This window comes from Desertibaculum subflavum, assembly GCA_003576705.1.
GTDB lineage: Bacteria > Pseudomonadota > Alphaproteobacteria > Ferrovibrionales > Ferrovibrionaceae > Desertibaculum > Desertibaculum subflavum.
In genome coordinates this window covers 1-14,991 of the sequence record QOZS01000001.1, presented here as the reverse complement: position 1 = coordinate 14,991, position 14,991 = coordinate 1, and the positions used below count along the sequence as shown (strand labels likewise).

Genomic DNA, 14,991 nt, shown 5'->3' with positions numbered 1-14,991 from the left:
CGGCGCCGGCTGGTCGTCAGCAGACGGTGCCGGCGGGGCAGACCTTGGTCGCGCCGCCCGGCGGAACGACGACCGTCGCGTTCGGCTGCGGGTTTATCACAACCGTCTTGTCGTCGTCGCCACAGGCGGCAAGTCCGAAGGTGAGCGGTGCCAGCACCGCAAGCATCAGCAACGAGCGCATTGCTCTCTCCGTCATCGATTGCGTCGACGGGTTGAACGCGGCCGGCTACGGCGAAGTTCCGCCTCAATAGCAGCCGACGCCGCGCGGGCAGGTACGCAGGTCGTTGGGCGGCGGCGAAACCGCATTGGGCGACGGGAACTGCTGATCGCCCACAGGAGTACCGCTTTCCGCGCAGGCCGCGGCAATCAGCGGCACCAACAGCGCAAATGCCAGAATTCGGGCCATATCGCTTCCTCGCCTCTTCGCCCTCCAAACGCCGCCGGCATGGCGGGGGTTGCCATCGGCAGGCAGCGGTGGCATTCACCGCTGCGACCCACCCGATTCCGCCGCTCCGCGACCAACAACGAGAGATATCCATGGCCCGCAAGAAGCAACCCGCGGCGAGCGGCTTCGTGCTGTTCGACGTCGTGTACCAGGACGGTACGCGCACCTCCAACCGCAAGGTGCCGGCCGCCGATCTCGGCGGCCTCGACGGCGACGAGCCGGCCCGCACCTTCATCGAGACCCAGGACCGCGAGATCGCCGCCCGCTCCGGCAATCCGCGCGGTCCGATCAAGACCATCGCCCGCTCCGCGAGCTGAGCAAGCGGCCCCTCTGGCGGCACGACCTCGATCTGCCTAGGCTCCACCCTTTCGAGAAAGGGGCAGGAGACATGCAGATCGGCATCGCCATGTTCGTCACCGATTACTCGATCCAGCCGCACGATCTGGCGGTCGAGGCGGAGAATCGCGGCATCGAGAGCCTCTGGCTGCCCGAGCACAGCCATATCCCGACCAGCCGCAAGTCGCCCTGGCCGGGCGGGCCCGAGCTGCCGAAGCACTACTACGACACCTACGATCCCTTCGTGGCGCTGGGCGCCGCCGCGGTCGCCTCCAAGAAGATCAAGCTCGCCACCGGCATCTGCCTGGTGGTGCAGCGCGACCCGATCCACACCGCGAAGGAGACCGCGACGGTCGACCGCCTGTCGAACGGCCGCCTCATCCTCGGCGTCGGCGCCGGCTGGAACGCCGAGGAGATGGCCGATCACGGCACCACCGACTTCAAGTCGCGCTTCCGCCTGATGGACGAGCGCGTGCGCGCGATCAAGGAGATCTGGACCAAGTCGAAGCCGAAATTCGCCGGCGAGTTCGTCAAGTTCGACGAGATGATGCAGTGGCCGAAGCCGGTGCAGAAGCCGCACCCGCCGATCATCGTCGGCGGCGGCTTCCCGCACGGCGCGCGCCGCGCCATCGCCTTCGGCGACGGCTGGATGCCGATCGGCGGGCGCGACATGGACCCGCTCGAGCTGCTGCCCCGCTTCCGCCAGATGGCGGCGGAGGCGAACCGCGATCCGGCTTCGCTTTCGTTCAGCGTGTTCGGCGGCCCGATGAACGCGGACGGGCTGAAGCGCTACCGCGACGCCAAGACCGACCGCGCGGTGCTGACCCTGCCGTCCAAGTCGCGCGACGAGACCCTGCCGCTGCTCGACCAGATCGCCGGCTTCGTCAAGGCGATGTGACCTTTCAACGTCGTGGCCGGGCTCGACCCGGCCACCTACGCCTTGGGCACCGGAACGGACAGCCGTGGATGCCCGGGTCAAGCCCGGGCACGACGAAAAGAGGTCGCTACGCCAACCGCGCCACCAATGGTGCCATGCGGTCGAGGAATGGCATGGCGTCCTCTTCCCGCCGCGGCACCATGATGGAGACCCGCTCGACGCCAAGGTCGCGGTAGCGCGCGAGCTCGTCGGGGCCGGCATCGAAGGCGAAGATGGAGACCGGGACAGAAGCCGGATCGCGACCTGCAGCCTTGGCCTTCTCCCGCAGATCGGCCATCGCCGCCGGCAGATCCTTGAGCAGTACGTCGATCGGAAACCAGCCGTCGCAATAGTCCACCACCCGCTGCCGGCCCTGCGGCGTCGCCGCGCCGAGGATGATCGGCGGATGCGGCTTCTGCTTCGGCTTGGGATACGAGATCACGCGGTCGAACCGGGTGAACTCGCCCTGATGGCTCGCTTCGTGCGCGGTCCAGATCGCCTTCATCGCCTTGACCCGGTCCTCCAGCAGCTTCCAGCGCCGCTTGAACGGCGTGCCGTGATTCTCCATCTCCTCCGCATTCCACCCTGCCCCGATGCCGAACAGGAAGCGGCCGTCGGAGAGGTGGTCCAGGGTCGCCACTTCCTTCGCCAGCACGATCGGGTCGCGCTCGGTCACCAGGCAGATGCCGGTGCCGAGCTTGAGTTTGGTCGTCACCGCCGCCGCCATGGCGAGCGACACGAACGGGTCGGCCATGTGGTAGTAGGGCTTCGGCAGCTCGCCGCCGCCCGGATAGGGCGAGCGCCGCTCCGCTGGGATGTGGGTGTGCTCGCCGACCCACAGGCTCTCGAAGCCGCGCGCCTCCAGCGCCTTCGCCAGGGTCGCCGGATGGATGCCGTAATCGGTGTTGAAGCTGAAACAGCCGAGCTTCATGGCGCTCTCCCCTGCTCTTCTTCTCCGCGCATTCTTGCCGATCGCCGCCCCTTCTGCACGAAACTTGCTTGCGCCATAGTGGCCGCGAAAGAGGAGTCCAGCGATGAAGCGCAGCGACGACGAAGCCGCCCTGGTCGAAACCGCCCGGCGCGTGCTGCCGGCCGGCACATTCGGCAATCTCGCCGCCGATATCGTCATCCGCGAAGGCAAGGGTGCCCGCGTCCGGGATGTCAGCGGCAACGAATATATCGACTACCTGCTCGGCTCCGGACCGATGTTCGCCGGCCATGCCCATCCGGAGGTGAACGCGGCCGTCACCGCCCAGCTTGCCCGCGGCACCACCTTCTTCGCCAATAACGAGCACGGCATCCGCCTCGCCGAAGCGATCGTCGACGCCGTGCCCTGCGCCGAGCAGGTGCGCTTCGTCTCCACCGGCTCGGAGGCCGATCTCTACGCCATGCGGGCGGCCCGCGCCTTCCGCAAGCGCGACAAGATCCTGAAATTCGAGGGCGGCTATCACGGCATGAGCGATTACGGCCTGATGAGCCTCGCCCCCAAATGGCCCGGCAACTTCCCGACGGCGACCCCGGATTCCGCCGGCATCCCGAAATCGATCCGCGACGAGATGATCATCGCGCCGTTCAACGACGCGGAGGCGACCGCGAGCCTGATCGCCCAGCACAAGGACGAGCTCGCCGGCGTCATCGTCGAGCCGTTCCAGCGCCTGCTGCCGCCCAAACCGGGCTTTCTGCAGGCGCTCCGCAAGATGACGGCGGAGGCCGGCATCCCGCTGATCTTCGACGAGGTCGTCACCGGCTTCCGCTTCGCCTATGGGGGCGCCCAGGCCTATTACGGCGTGACGCCTGATCTCTGCACCCTCGGCAAGATCGTCGGCGGGGGCTTTCCGCTCGCCGCCATCGCCGGCCGCTCCGAGATCATGGCGCATTTCGACCGCGCCAAGGTCGGCGACGACGGCTTCCTGATGCAGATCGGCACGCTCTCGGGCAACCCGGTCGCGGCGGTCGCCGGCCTGGCGACCCTGGAGATCCTCAAGCGTCCCGGCACCTACGAAGCGGTCTTCGCCACCGGACGCCAGCTGATGTCGGCGCTGTCCGAGATGCTGCGCGCGGCGCATCTGCCGGCCCAGGTCAAAGGCGAGCCGCCGCTGTTCGACGTCGTCTTCGCCGATGGGCCGGTCGAGGATTACCGCGCGACCTTGCGCGCCGATGCCGACCTTGCCCGCCGCTTCAACCAGAGCCTCAGGGCCAGCGGCATCCTGAAAGGCGAGAGCAAGTTCTATCTCTCGATCGCCCATGGCGAGCCCGAAGTCGGCGAAACCCTGAAGGCGTTCGAGATCGCCGTCGCCGCGCTGCGTGGCTGACGCAGCGCCGCTATGGGTCGCGGCGGTCAGCCAGACCGGCCGCGAACACGGCGGCAAGCTGCCTGAGCCGGCGTCGCGCCGATGCTTCCGACGTCTCGTCGCCCAACACCCCGGCCGCCGCATCGACCAGCAACGCCGCTGCCTGACGCGGTGGCAATGATCCGGGCCGGCCGGCCAGTCCGGCCCGGATGATCCTCTCGACCAGTGCCAGGAAGCGCGCATTCGCCTCCGCGCTCAGCGGACCGCACAGGCGATTCTTCTCGTCGATGAGCTCGCGGCCATGTGGTGAGCGTTGCAACAGCTCGAAAGCCCAGCTAGCCCGCGCCTCGATCACCGCCGCGAGACGCTCCGCCAGATCGCCCTCTCTCTGGGCGGCGGCGGTGACGGCCGCGAGCACGCCTGCATTCAGCCGCTGCACGGCAGCCAGGAACACGTCCTCCTTGTCCGGGAAGTGCTTGTAGAGCGCGGTCCGGGAAAGCTGAGCGGCGGCGGCAATATCCACCATCGAGGTGCCGGCGAACCCTTGCCGGGCAAAGCAGACGAAGGCCGCATCCAGGATGCGTTCGCGGGTGCTGGGCTGCGTGTCCGTTACCTCGGCCATCCGTTTATGTTGACAGATGATGCCAATTTTGTACACTTCCCAAGAAGTTTACAGAATAGGTCTTTTCTGTAAACAACGGAGTTGGTCGCATGCATCTGCTGGCGGAATTCAGCATCGTCATCGAGAAGCCCCCTGCCGTCGTTTTCGCTTTCGCGGCCGACCTTGCGCGCTTCGGCCAGTGGTTCCCGGGCGTGGTGGCGATCCATGCCGAGGACACGTCACCGCCGGCCGCCATGGGAAAGCGCTATCGCGAGACCGTGACCTTGCCGCTCGGCGGACGGCGCGAGATTGACATCGTGGTCGTCGACGCGGATCCCGGTCGGCGCCTCGTGACGGAGGGCGAATTCCCACCGCTGCTACCCCGCATGGAGATGCGGTTCGACCCGGCCGGAAGCGGAGACGCGACCCTGTTCGATTGGCGCATGTACAGCCGCGGCGCCACGCTTCGGGCCGCGGCGATGCGCGTGCCGGCGCGGGCGCTGATGCAAGGCCGCGCGGAGGCCGGCCTCGCGAAACTCAAGGCATTGCTGGAAGCCGAGTGGGCGGCGGCCCCGCATGGTCAGGCATCGTAGCCCGGCGCGCGCCGCGCCAGCCCGTCATAAGCATCCAGCATGCGCGCACGCCAGGCCGCGACCGGATCGCCGGCCTCCAATAGCGCGAAGCGCGATGTAGCGCGGGCCCATTGGAAGCCGCCGAACACGATGTGGTCGGCATAGGCAGGCGCTGCGCCGGCGAGGAACGGCTGCGCCTGCAAGCTTCGCCGCAGCGGCTGCAGGCTCTGGCGGAAGCTCACGACATCGGCGTCGCGATTGGCGGCGAAGGCTTCGAGCGTAACGCCGATCGCCTTCTCGCGGCTGGTGCGGAAGTAGTCCTTGTCCTTCTCATGCAAATGGGCGAACACATCGGGAAGGATCAGGCGGAAGATGCCCGGATGCAGCACGGTGTCCACCCAACCGGCGACGAAGCGCGTCACCGCCTTCGCTTCCGCGCCGCCGAACAGCGAGGGACCGTCGGCGTAGCGCTCCTCCAGATATTCGGCGATGGTCCAGGAATCGTAGACCATGCGCTCGCCATCCTGGATTACCGGCACCCGCCCCTGGCCCGAGAAGGCGATCACATCCTTCTCGGTGAAGCGCCACGGCACCGTCTCGACGTCGAGCCGCTTATGCGCGAGGGCGAGCCGGGTGCGCCAGCAGAACGGGCTGAAGCGTCGCTCCGGCTCGGCGCCGGCCAGGTCGTAGAGTCTGATCGCCATCGCCGCCTCCTCAGCCCCGCACCGAGGCTGCGGTCTGGCCGAACAGCACCTTCTTCGCCTCCTCGCTCACCGTCGGCTGCGTGTTGATCGCGCTCGCCTTCTCATAGGCGCGCAAGGTCGCGGGACGGTTGCGGATCGCATCGAACCAGCGCCGGAGATGCGGGAAGTCGTCGAGGTTCTGGCCCTGCCGCTTCCACGGCACGATCCAGGGATAGCTCGCCATGTCGGCGATCGAATAGGCGCCGGCCATGAACTCGCGGGTCTCCAGGCGCTTGTTCAGCACGCCGTAGAGCCGGTTGGTCTCGTTGACATAGCGGTCGATCGCGTAGGGGATCTTCTCCGGCGCGTACTGGCCGAAATGGTGGTTCTGACCGAGCATGGGTCCGAGCCCGCCCATCTGCCAGAACAGCCATTGCAGCACCTCGACCCGGCCGCGTAGGTCGGAGGGGATGAACTTCCCCGTCTTTTCGGCGAGGTAGAGCAGGATGGCGCCGCTCTCGAACACCGAGACGGGCGCGCCGCCGCCGGCCGGCGCGTGATCGACGATCGCCGGCATGCGGTTGTTGGGCGAGATGGCGAGGAAATCCGGCTTGAACTGCTCGCCGGTCGAGATGTTCACCGGCACGATCCGGTACGGGACCTCGGCCTCCTCCAGGAACATCGTGATCTTGTGACCGTTCGGCGTGGTCCAATAGTACAGGTCGATCATGTACTCTCCCTCCGTAACCACCGGAATCTCGGGCGCGCGCCCGCCCGGGGCAAGACCGCGTCGGTCATGACATCGATGCGTTGCGCTGGGGGCTCAGGCGAGATAGGCCGCGACGATGCCCGAGAGCACGATGCCGTCGAAGGTACCGGCACCGCCGATGCTGGCCATGCCGGCGCCGACCCGGCCGATGTCACGAAGATGCAGCAGGTCGGCGCCGATCAGCGGGCCGGCCACGCCGGCGATGAAGGCGACCGGCGCGGCCGTGTCGCCCGGCGCCAGCAGCAGTGCCGCCGCCGCGGCAACCAGCGGCGGGACCAGGCCCGGCATGATGATGCCGATACCCGGTGCCGGCTGGGCCAGCCGGTAGCAGACGAAGCAATTCAATGAAGCGGCGACCAGGGCGACGAACGGCGCCGTCCCGCCCTGTGCCGCCAGGTGATAGAGCTCGTACAAGGCAAGCCCGGCCGGGATCACGCAGCCGCCGAGATTGACCGCGATCACCACGCCGGGACCCGTTGCGCGCGCCTGCCACGGCACCGGCAGGCGGTAAGCCGAGAACGGATCGAGTGCCGCATCCGACCCCTCGCGCACGATCCGCCTGACCGGGATGTTGACCAGGCCGCCGAGCACGATCGCAATCACCAGCGCGACCGCCGCGCCGGCGCTGAGATGCAGCTTTTCCAGGCTCGTGATCAGAAGCTGCCCGAACAGGATCGGCAGCAGAATGACCAGCGCCACGAAGGCGAGCAGCGTGAACCAGACCAGAAACCTCATTCCACCTTCCTCGCCGGTGCGGCGGCCGATGCGCGCCGGCGAGCCTAGCGCCGGCGTGCCGGTCCCGCATCCCGGCGCGAGGTCAGGCGGTCGCGGGTGGCGCCGCCTTGCGGGTCGGGAAGGTCCGCTTCAGCCGCGCGAAGGCATCCGAGGCGGGATGCGTCGTGCTCGGCGACAGCGCGGCCGAGGCCGCGCGCAGCCGGTCTATGCGCGCCTGGGTGTCCGGATGCTTCGAATAGAGCGAAGTGGTCGCCACCGCATCCGGCGGGATGATGGCGAGCAGCGTCTCGAAGAAGCTGTAGGCATTGCGGCCGGCATAGCCTTCGCGGCGGAACATGGCGACGATGCCCTGGTCCGCCTCGTTCTCGTTCGAGCGCGAATAGCCCGAGGTGATCAGGCCGACCAGCGGCGCCTGCAGCTCGTCCAGCACCTTGTCGGTCAGCCCGGTCTGCCCGGCGACGGAACCGACCATGCCGGTGCGGCTCTCGATCAGCCCGGTGCCGAAGCTCTTGCCGACCTCGGTGAAGGCCTTGGTGCGCTCGGCATCCGCGAGCTCGCGCACCGCATGGCTCTTCTCCACATGCGTCATCTCGTGCGCCAGCACGGCGGTCAGCTCCGCCTCGTTGGCCACATAGCGCAGCAGGCCCTTGTTCACGCCGAGCTTGCCGCCGGGCAGCGCCCAGGCATTGACGGCGTTGTCGTCCAGCACCGTCACCTCCCACTCGAACTCGGTGCGCGGCGAGTTGGCGAAGAGCGGGATGCAGAAGTCGAGCATGGCCTGCTGGATGCGCGGATTGCGGTAGACGCCGCCGGCCTGCTCGATGGTCGGTGCGTAGAGCGCCTCGCCCATCTGCCGCTCCTCTGCCGGGCCGAATTTCTGGCCGCCGCCGCCCGCTGCCCGCGAAACGCCCGGATTCGTTACCATCTGCATGACGTCGTCGCCGGTCAGGCAGCCCTGCAGCAGCATGGTCGCGCCCCACAGGCCGAGCGCATTCACCACATCCCGCCGGCGCAGCATTGCGCGTCGCTTGGTCTGGTCCATCGTCGCGTTCCTCACTTCTCCTGCAATTCGTAGGCGCCGTTCCAATCCGCCGCCGGCGGCGTCGCCAGGAAGCGGCGGCAGCGCCCGAGATAGAGCGAGGCCACCGGGTCATCGGCGGCGAGCGCCGCAAAGATCGCCGCCGCGCCGGCGAAGTCGCGGGCGCGGTAGGCCGCCAGCGCCGCCTCGAACTCGGCAATGCGATCGAGCGCGGCCTGCGTCACCTCGCCGGCCCGCCCGACCACCTCATGGACCTCGACCGCCTCGGCCTTGCCTTTGACGGCGAGGAAGTCGAGCCGGCGCAGCACGAAACGGCCGCGCACCGCCGCCGCCGTCTCCGGCCCGATCATGATCGTCGTGCCATAGGCCTTGTTGGCGCCTTCCAGCCGCGAGGCCAGGTTCACCGTGTCGCCGGTGACCGTGTAGTTGAGCCGGGTCGGCGATCCCATATTGCCGACGATGGCCGTGCCCGTATTGATGCCGATGCGGGCGCCGAGCGGCGGCAGGCCGTGGGTGCCGACCACCACTTCCTCGTTGAAGCGCCGGAGCCGGCCCAGGCAATCGAAGGCGGCGTTCACCGCCTGCAGCTCCTGCGCCGGCTCGTCCAGGGGCGCGCCCCACACCGCCATGACGCAATCGCCGATGAACTTGTCGACATAGCCGCCGTCGCGCTCGACGACCTCGACCATGGCGGTGAAATAGCCGTTGATCACCTCGACCAGCTTGTGCGGGTCGTGGCGCAGCTTCTCGCTGACGCTGGTATAGCCGACGATGTCGGAGAAAAAGACGGTGACGCGCCGCGCCTCGCCGCCGAGATCGAGCGCCGCGTCGTGGCTCTCCAGCCGCTCGATCAGCACCGGGGCGAGATAGCGGCCGAAGCGCTGGGTCAGCTCGCGCTTGGCGGCCTCCGAGCGGCGCCGGGCTTTCAGCTCCTCGACGGAGCGGAAGGCATAGCTGGCCCCGGCCGAGACGATCGCACCCGCCGCGAGCACCGGCAGCGGCAGCAGGCGGCCGCGGTCGAGCGCCACGACGGCACCGAAGGTTGCCAGCAGCAGGACACCGGCGAGCAGCGCGATGCCGGCGCCCGGATGCAGTCCCTGGAAGCCGAGCGTCACCAGGCCGACGAAGCCGAAGGCAAGCGCCCCTGCCGCGATCGGCGAGAGCGGCGCGAGCGGCCGCTCCAACAGCAGCGTGTTGAGCGCCGCGGCATGGATGAACACGCCAGGAAGGGTGCGGCGCGCCACCGCATCGCCATAGGCAGCTGCCTCGGTCGGCTTGGACTGACAGCGCTCGGTGGGTCCGTCATAGGGCGCGAGCGCAAAGCGGGTCGCCGGCACCCGCCGGTCCTCGACATCGAGCGCGGTGCCGACCAGCACGATGCGGTCGCGAAACGCCTTGGCCAGGAAGCCGGCGTCGCCCATCGCCGCGCAGGCGACGATGTCGGCGAAGCCATAGACCGGCACGGTCTCAGGTCCGGTGTTGTAGTTGATGAAGAAGGTATCCGGCGCCGTCGTGCCGGCGCGGCGCGCGAGCTCGCCGACCAAGGTCGGCACGGCCGCGCCGGTCGCGGCAGCGGTCAGCGATCCGGGATGGCGGCGCGCCACGCCGTCGGCGTCGGTGATCAGCTGCAGGCTGCGCACATGCACCTCGTCGCCGACGGCAAGCAATTGCCCGCGTTCCGGCAGGATCGGCTCGCGCGAGGAATCCACCCGGCCCAGGACCAGCTTGCCGGCACGGCCGAGCTTCGCCACCGCGCGGCGCAGCGGCCGGTCGTAACCGGGGAGCAGACTTTCCAAGGTGGTCGGATAGACGAGGTCGAGGCCGACCAGCTTGGCCCCTGCCCCGTCGAGCGTCTCGAGCAGCTGGCCCAGTTGCGGTGTCCAGGCGACCTGCGGCAGGCCGGCATAGGGCGCGCTGCCATAGGTCTCCTCGTCAATCACCACCACCGCGACCGGCGACTGCACGGGCGCATGGATCGGACCGAAGACGAGCTGGCGCAATGGAAACAGAAGGTCGAGCGCGGCCGCCGTGGTGGTGAAGCCGCCCAGCGCCCCGGCAGCCTCGGTCGCGGCCCAGCCGGCGAAGGCCAGGCCGGCGATCAGCGCCGCGATCAGGCGGCCACGCGGCAGCGCCAGTGCGGACATCGGCCGGTCACGGCCCGCGGGTCAGCGGCACGGTGCGGTTGGCGACTGTATCGGCGATCTCGAGATCGGGATCGATCGAGAACCGCGCGTAGAGCGGCGCGCCGAGGCCCGACACTTCCACCACATAGGGCGCGCCGGGCTCGAGCGGCGGCGCATTGGCCGGATATTCGGCGAAGCTCTTCGGCGTGGTCGCGGACCAGACCGGCCTCCGGTTCTCGTCCAGGATGCGGATGCTGGCATTGCCCTTCCCCTCCCAGCGGAAGATCGGACGCGGGCTCGCCAAAGCCACCTCCGCCCAGGACTTGGAATCGAACGGCGTCAGCCTCTTCACGCCCGCGCCGGCTTCCGCCGTCTGCACGCTGGCGGTGAAACGCTTGGTGTCGCAGGGCTTCTCCGCGCCCTCGACGCGGCCACCGGCAACGCTCGACTGGCTCTCGCCAATAGTGACGGTGCCGCCGCGGATCGTCTCGCTGCGGCACGAGGCGAGATAGCTGAGCTTGAGCTCCCCGCGCGGGCCAAGCTGGATGCGCTGGCCGGGAAACACATAATCGGTGAACTCGACGCCGGCGCCCGGCGCGTTCTTCACCTCCTCCACCATGGCGGCGGGCCTGCCCTGGGCAAGCGACGTCACCGGCACTGCCAACGCCGCGAGCGCCAAGGCGATCGCGGCAGCACCCGACTTGATTTGACGCTGCATGGTCCCTCTCGGCCTCGGCAATGCGCCGCATCGCCGATCGGCAACGGGACCGACTCGGATTGCGGCAGTGCAACATTACACGTGATGTATTGAGGGTTTCCTTAAGCTCAATCCGACCCATGTTTGTCACTGTGACGTCGCAGTGGGCCGTAGCCCGCGCCGGGCGCAAATGCCCGGCTTGCCGGCGTCGCCGCTGCGAGCGCAGCGCGAAGGGCGCGTCGACGCCCGATCCGACATAACCAACCACAGGAGGCCGCAATGGCAGACGGACAGACTTTTGCGCAACGCTGGCAGGACTACCGCCCCTCGAAGGCCCTGCTGTTCTGGGCTTGCGCCGCTAGTATCGCCGCGACGATCGCGATCGGCTTCACGATCGGCGGCTGGGTCACCGGCGGGACGTCGGCACGAATGGTCTCGAGCGCCGCGGAGGATGCCCGCTCGCAGCTGGTGGCGACTATTTGCGTGCAGCGCTTCACCGCGGCTGCCGATGCGCGCGATCAGCTCGCCAGGCTCAAGGCGGAAAGCCTGTGGGAGCGCGACGATTTCATCGAGAAGGGCGGCTGGGCCACCCCGGCTGGCTTCGAGCAGCCGGTTGCCGGGGCTGCCGATCTCTGTGCCGATCAGCTGGCCGATATGACCTTGCCGGCCAAGGATGCCGCCTCGGCGGACGGCAAGAAGACCGCCATTCAATAGCAGGAAAAGCGGCGCGACCCGGTGGTCGCGCCGCTCTTCGGCGGAGCCGGCCGCTAGCTGCGAATGAAGTAGCGGTACGCCGTTCCTTCGTCCCGGTCGCGGCCGCCGCAACGGGCGCCGAATCCCGCCGCCGCGGCGCCTGCCAGCAGGGCCGCGGCGCCCAGGAAGCCAAGCACGATGGCACTCTTGCGGGCCGCCTCGGCCGCCTGCCGCGCCGTCTCCTCGGCCTGCGCCCGCGCGTCGCTGGCACGCTGCAGGACCTCGTCGACCCGGGAGCGCGCGTCCGCCTCCGACATGCCGCTGTTCGCCGCCACCACCCGGGCGACGTATTCGCGATCTTCGGAGGGCACGCCGCCGGTGACAGCGCCGCGCGCCAGGATGCGCGCGACTTCGGCGCGCGCGCCCTCGGTCTCGGCCGGCGGTGCTGCCTCGCCTTCGGTGCGGAACAGCCGGTCGGCGTAATAACCGACATAGCCCTGCTGTTGATCGCCCTCGCGCGCCATGGCTCCGGCGGCGACGCCGCCCGCTGCCGCGCCCGCGCCTTGTGCCGCCCCGGCCGCCACGTCGGCGGTCTTGACCGCCGCCCCGGCGGCCAGCAACGCGCCGAGCAGCATGGTTGCCAATGCCGACACTGCCCAGGCGGTCAGGCCATGCGCGGTGTCGCGGATCTCGGCCTCCTTGGCCGTCACCGCGCCGCGCCGCCGCATGCGACCGGCGATATAGCCGCCGGCGCCGAAACTGACTGCCTGCGATATCACCACCCAGATCGCCGTGGCGATGGCAAGGCCGGTCACGCCGAGCCCCCACTCCCCGCGCAGCGGTGAGGTCGTCGACAGCCCGACCGCCGCACCGAAGGTGAGCAGGATGATGGAGGCGGCGGCGCCGATGCTGGCGCCGGCGAAGATCGCGCCCCAATCCATCGGCGAACGGGGATCGAGTGCGACGTCGTCGGTGACGACGGCTTCCTGCACCGCGCCCGCGCGGTATTCGGTTGCGACCATGACGGCCTCCCTAGCGCAGGCCGAAGAAGGACAGGATCGCCATGATGACGACGATCAGGCCGATCAAGTAGATGATGCCATCCATGCTGCTGGCTCCCGCGGTTAAGCTGTGTCGACGCGGAAACGTCGCTGCGGGGATTAAGTTGCCTCGGTTGTTGACGAGGGGCTTGAAGCTCCGGTCGGGCGTTCCCAAATCGACCAGCCGATCGACATTCGACCGCCGGAGCCATGGCCATGGACCATCGCCCTGCCGGCCCGATGCCGGGTCGGGCCGCATCCCCGCCGCCGCTGCCGCCGCTCTTCGCGCGCGAAGAGCGGCACAATGCGACAGCGCCGCCGGATATCGGGGCCGACGACGCCCTCCGCAGCCGGATCGATATGCTGCTGCGTGAATGGCGTTCCTGAACCGCGTGCCTAGCGGGTTGCAGCGCCCGCCGGTTTCGCGCCACCGGCCTTCTGCCATTCCAGGAACTGGCTGAACAGCGCCTCGCGCTGCTGGTCGGTAAGGCCGCCCCCGGCCGGCGCCACCTGGTTCAGGAACTGGCCGAACTGCTGGCGCTGCTCGCGCGCGTCGTTGGCCGCCATGGTCTTCAGCCAGTTCTCCGCTGCCGCGAAGCGGGTCCAGCCCGGTAGCCGCGCCGCCAGGTTGACCTCTTTCCACTTGGCGTGCCGCGGCGCCTGCAGGAATTGCGGGAAGCGGCTGAAGAAGGCATCGACGAAGCGCGCGACCTTCTGATAGCGCTCGGTATTCGGTGCCCAGCCATAGGCCGCCATCACCGCGCCCACCGCCAGCGTCTCCACGCTCTCGCCTTCGGGGATCAGGCCGGGATAGTCGGCCGAGGTGAGCGTCGAGGGCAGGTAGATCTCCTGCAGGCTCTCCGTGGCCGGGATCGGGATGAAGTGCAGCCCGTCCTCCGCCTTGCCGTCGCGGAACAACCGGGTCGGCCGCCCGGCGACATAGACCAGCGCCGCGATCTCGCCCGCCTTCAGCTTCTCCAGCGCCAAGGCCTGGTCGAAATGCGTCGGCTCGACCTCAATGCCGAGCTTCTCGAACACCAGGCTCGCGGTCATGAAGGTGCCGGAGCCCTTGGTGTCGACATTGACCTTCTTGCCGCGCAGGTCTTCCAGCTTCTGCGCGTCCTTGCCGCCCAGCAGGTGCAGCTCCTCGTTGTAGAGCTTGGCGATGTAGTGCACCGACTTGTCGACGCCGGGCACGGTGCGGTCGCGCTTCAGGAAGGCCAGCACGTCGGACTGCACGATGCCGATATCGATGCCGCGCAGGAACAGGATGTCCATCGTGTTCTGCACCGAGCCCTTGCCGATCACCGGCAGGATGCGCAGCTCCGGCCCGTCCAGCACGGCGGCAAGGTCGGCCGCGATGCGCACATAGGTGCCTTCCACGCCGCCCGAGATCAACCCCACCGTGCCGGCATTGGTCTTTTCGCGCAGGGCGTCGTAGGGCGCGGTGCCGGTCGGCGCCGGCGGCGCTTGGGGCGGCGTCTGGGCCATAGCCGGCGCCGTCAGCGCCAGCCACGCGGCGCAAGCCACACTCGCCATTCGGCGGCCGATCGGATCGTATCCGGAACGCATCGCTTCCCTCTCCCTTGCTCTACTGGCGCGGCGGCGCGGCGCGCTCGGTCTCCGTCGCCTTGCGGTACCATTCGTCGGCACGCTTCTGATCCGCCGGCATCCCGACCACACCCCATTGCCGCAACATGCGCGCGTCGTAGGTGCGCCCCAGCGCCTGCATGGCGGCCGGGTCGCCAGCCGCGGCGGCCCGCTCGTACCAGAGCCGCGCCCCGGCGATGTCGCCGGTACGCACCATCTCGTCGCCGCGGCGGACATAGCTTGCAGCTTGCTCGGCACTCAGCCGCGGCGCCGGCGATGCAGCTGCCGGCGGCGCCCCGGCGCTCGGCTCGATCGATCCCGGCGATGGTAGAGCCGCGGGCGGCGCCACCGGCTCGGGAGAGCTGGCAGGTTCGGCGGCCGGCGCTGGCGACGGCGCCGCGGCCGGCGGTTCGGCAGCCGGCGGGTCGGCAGCCGGAGCAGCCGGCGCCTGGGCGATCGGC

18 protein-coding genes and 1 pseudogene are annotated in these 14,991 nt (G+C 69.1%); 5 read left to right on the top strand and 14 right to left on the bottom strand.

Features of this window, described 5'->3' with window-relative positions:
- Nucleotides 1-16: 16 nt before the first annotated feature.
- Both DT074_RS27860 and DT074_RS27855 read right to left on the bottom strand, forming a co-directional pair.
- Nucleotides 17-181 (bottom strand): hypothetical protein, encoded by a 165-nt coding sequence (locus DT074_RS27860; RefSeq protein WP_162914511.1) that lies wholly within the window; start codon nucleotides 179-181, stop codon nucleotides 17-19.
- 63 nt (nucleotides 182-244) lie between these two features.
- The gene (locus DT074_RS27855; RefSeq protein WP_162914510.1) at nucleotides 245-406 is read right to left on the bottom strand and encodes a hypothetical protein; all 162 of its coding nucleotides are present in this window, start codon (nucleotides 404-406) and stop codon (nucleotides 245-247) included.
- Between the two features lie 131 nt (nucleotides 407-537).
- Between DT074_RS27855 and DT074_RS00085 the strand changes: the two genes are divergently transcribed.
- Both DT074_RS00085 and DT074_RS00080 read left to right on the top strand, forming a co-directional pair.
- Nucleotides 538-762 carry a hypothetical protein gene (locus tag DT074_RS00085; RefSeq protein ID WP_119417758.1) on the top strand — a complete coding sequence of 75 codons (225 nt, stop codon included), beginning with the start codon at nucleotides 538-540 and terminating at the stop codon, nucleotides 760-762.
- 71 nt (nucleotides 763-833) lie between these two features.
- A complete protein-coding gene (locus DT074_RS00080) occupies nucleotides 834-1,679 on the top strand; it encodes an LLM class F420-dependent oxidoreductase (RefSeq protein ID WP_119417757.1) in 846 nt (281 codons plus the stop codon).
- A 106-nt stretch (nucleotides 1,680-1,785) separates the two neighbouring features.
- Here the strand turns inward: DT074_RS00080 and DT074_RS00075 are convergent, their stop codons facing one another.
- Entirely contained in the window at nucleotides 1,786-2,628 is an 843-nt protein-coding gene (locus DT074_RS00075; protein WP_119417756.1) for an LLM class F420-dependent oxidoreductase, read from the bottom strand.
- 103 nt (nucleotides 2,629-2,731) lie between these two features.
- Between DT074_RS00075 and DT074_RS00070 the strand changes: the two genes are divergently transcribed.
- Nucleotides 2,732-4,009: an aspartate aminotransferase family protein gene (locus DT074_RS00070; protein ID WP_119417755.1), complete on the top strand. Its 1,278-nt coding sequence runs from the start codon at nucleotides 2,732-2,734 to the stop codon at nucleotides 4,007-4,009.
- A 10-nt stretch (nucleotides 4,010-4,019) separates the two neighbouring features.
- Here DT074_RS00070 and DT074_RS00065 read toward each other — a convergent pair whose 3' ends face one another.
- Entirely contained in the window at nucleotides 4,020-4,610 is a 591-nt protein-coding gene (locus tag DT074_RS00065; RefSeq protein WP_119417754.1) for a TetR/AcrR family transcriptional regulator, read from the bottom strand.
- Nucleotides 4,611-4,699: 89 nt separating this feature from the next.
- Between DT074_RS00065 and DT074_RS00060 the strand changes: the two genes are divergently transcribed.
- Nucleotides 4,700-5,182 carry an SRPBCC family protein gene (locus DT074_RS00060; RefSeq protein WP_119417753.1) on the top strand — a complete coding sequence of 161 codons (483 nt, stop codon included), beginning with the start codon at nucleotides 4,700-4,702 and terminating at the stop codon, nucleotides 5,180-5,182.
- Here the strand turns inward: DT074_RS00060 and DT074_RS00055 are convergent.
- The 6 genes from DT074_RS00055 to DT074_RS00030 all read right to left on the bottom strand — a co-directional run bounded on the left by DT074_RS00055 (nucleotide 5,170) and on the right by DT074_RS00030 (nucleotide 11,228).
- The gene (locus DT074_RS00055; protein ID WP_119417752.1) at nucleotides 5,170-5,865 is read right to left on the bottom strand and encodes a glutathione S-transferase family protein; all 696 of its coding nucleotides are present in this window, start codon (nucleotides 5,863-5,865) and stop codon (nucleotides 5,170-5,172) included. The two genes, DT074_RS00060 and DT074_RS00055, sit on opposite strands and share 13 nt — an antisense overlap.
- 10 nt (nucleotides 5,866-5,875) lie before the next feature.
- Entirely contained in the window at nucleotides 5,876-6,574 is a 699-nt protein-coding gene (locus DT074_RS00050) for a glutathione S-transferase N-terminal domain-containing protein (RefSeq protein ID WP_119417751.1), read from the bottom strand.
- A gap of 93 nt (nucleotides 6,575-6,667) precedes the next feature.
- Nucleotides 6,668-7,348 (bottom strand): DUF1614 domain-containing protein, encoded by a 681-nt coding sequence (locus DT074_RS00045; RefSeq protein ID WP_119417750.1) that lies wholly within the window; start codon nucleotides 7,346-7,348, stop codon nucleotides 6,668-6,670.
- An 82-nt stretch (nucleotides 7,349-7,430) separates the two neighbouring features.
- Nucleotides 7,431-8,390, bottom strand: a complete 960-nt coding sequence (locus DT074_RS00040) for a M48 family metallopeptidase (RefSeq protein ID WP_119417749.1) — start codon at nucleotides 8,388-8,390, stop codon at nucleotides 7,431-7,433.
- An 11-nt stretch (nucleotides 8,391-8,401) separates the two neighbouring features.
- Nucleotides 8,402-10,531, bottom strand: coding sequence for an adenylate/guanylate cyclase domain-containing protein (locus tag DT074_RS00035; protein WP_119417748.1), 2,130 nt, complete (start codon nucleotides 10,529-10,531; stop codon nucleotides 8,402-8,404).
- Between the two features lie 7 nt (nucleotides 10,532-10,538).
- Nucleotides 10,539-11,228: a hypothetical protein gene (locus DT074_RS00030; protein ID WP_119417747.1), complete on the bottom strand. Its 690-nt coding sequence runs from the start codon at nucleotides 11,226-11,228 to the stop codon at nucleotides 10,539-10,541.
- Nucleotides 11,229-11,486: 258 nt separating this feature from the next.
- Here DT074_RS00030 and DT074_RS00025 point away from each other — a divergent pair, with 258 nt between their 5' ends.
- Nucleotides 11,487-11,921, top strand: a complete 435-nt coding sequence (locus tag DT074_RS00025; protein ID WP_119417746.1) for a hypothetical protein — start codon at nucleotides 11,487-11,489, stop codon at nucleotides 11,919-11,921.
- A 53-nt stretch (nucleotides 11,922-11,974) separates the two neighbouring features.
- Here DT074_RS00025 and DT074_RS00020 read toward each other — a convergent pair whose 3' ends face one another.
- The 4 genes and pseudogenes from DT074_RS00020 to DT074_RS28390 all read right to left on the bottom strand — a co-directional run.
- Nucleotides 11,975-12,922: a hypothetical protein gene (locus DT074_RS00020; protein WP_119417745.1), complete on the bottom strand. Its 948-nt coding sequence runs from the start codon at nucleotides 12,920-12,922 to the stop codon at nucleotides 11,975-11,977.
- A 10-nt stretch (nucleotides 12,923-12,932) separates the two neighbouring features.
- A complete protein-coding gene (locus DT074_RS00015; RefSeq protein WP_162914507.1) occupies nucleotides 12,933-13,199 on the bottom strand; it encodes a hypothetical protein in 267 nt (88 codons plus the stop codon).
- Between the two features lie 137 nt (nucleotides 13,200-13,336).
- Complete coding sequence (locus DT074_RS00010; RefSeq protein WP_368744344.1) at nucleotides 13,337-14,512, bottom strand: TAXI family TRAP transporter solute-binding subunit; 1,176 nt, start codon at nucleotides 14,510-14,512, stop codon at nucleotides 13,337-13,339.
- Nucleotides 14,513-14,531: 19 nt separating this feature from the next.
- A pseudogene (locus tag DT074_RS28390) lies at nucleotides 14,532-14,991 on the bottom strand (hypothetical protein); the annotation flags it as partial.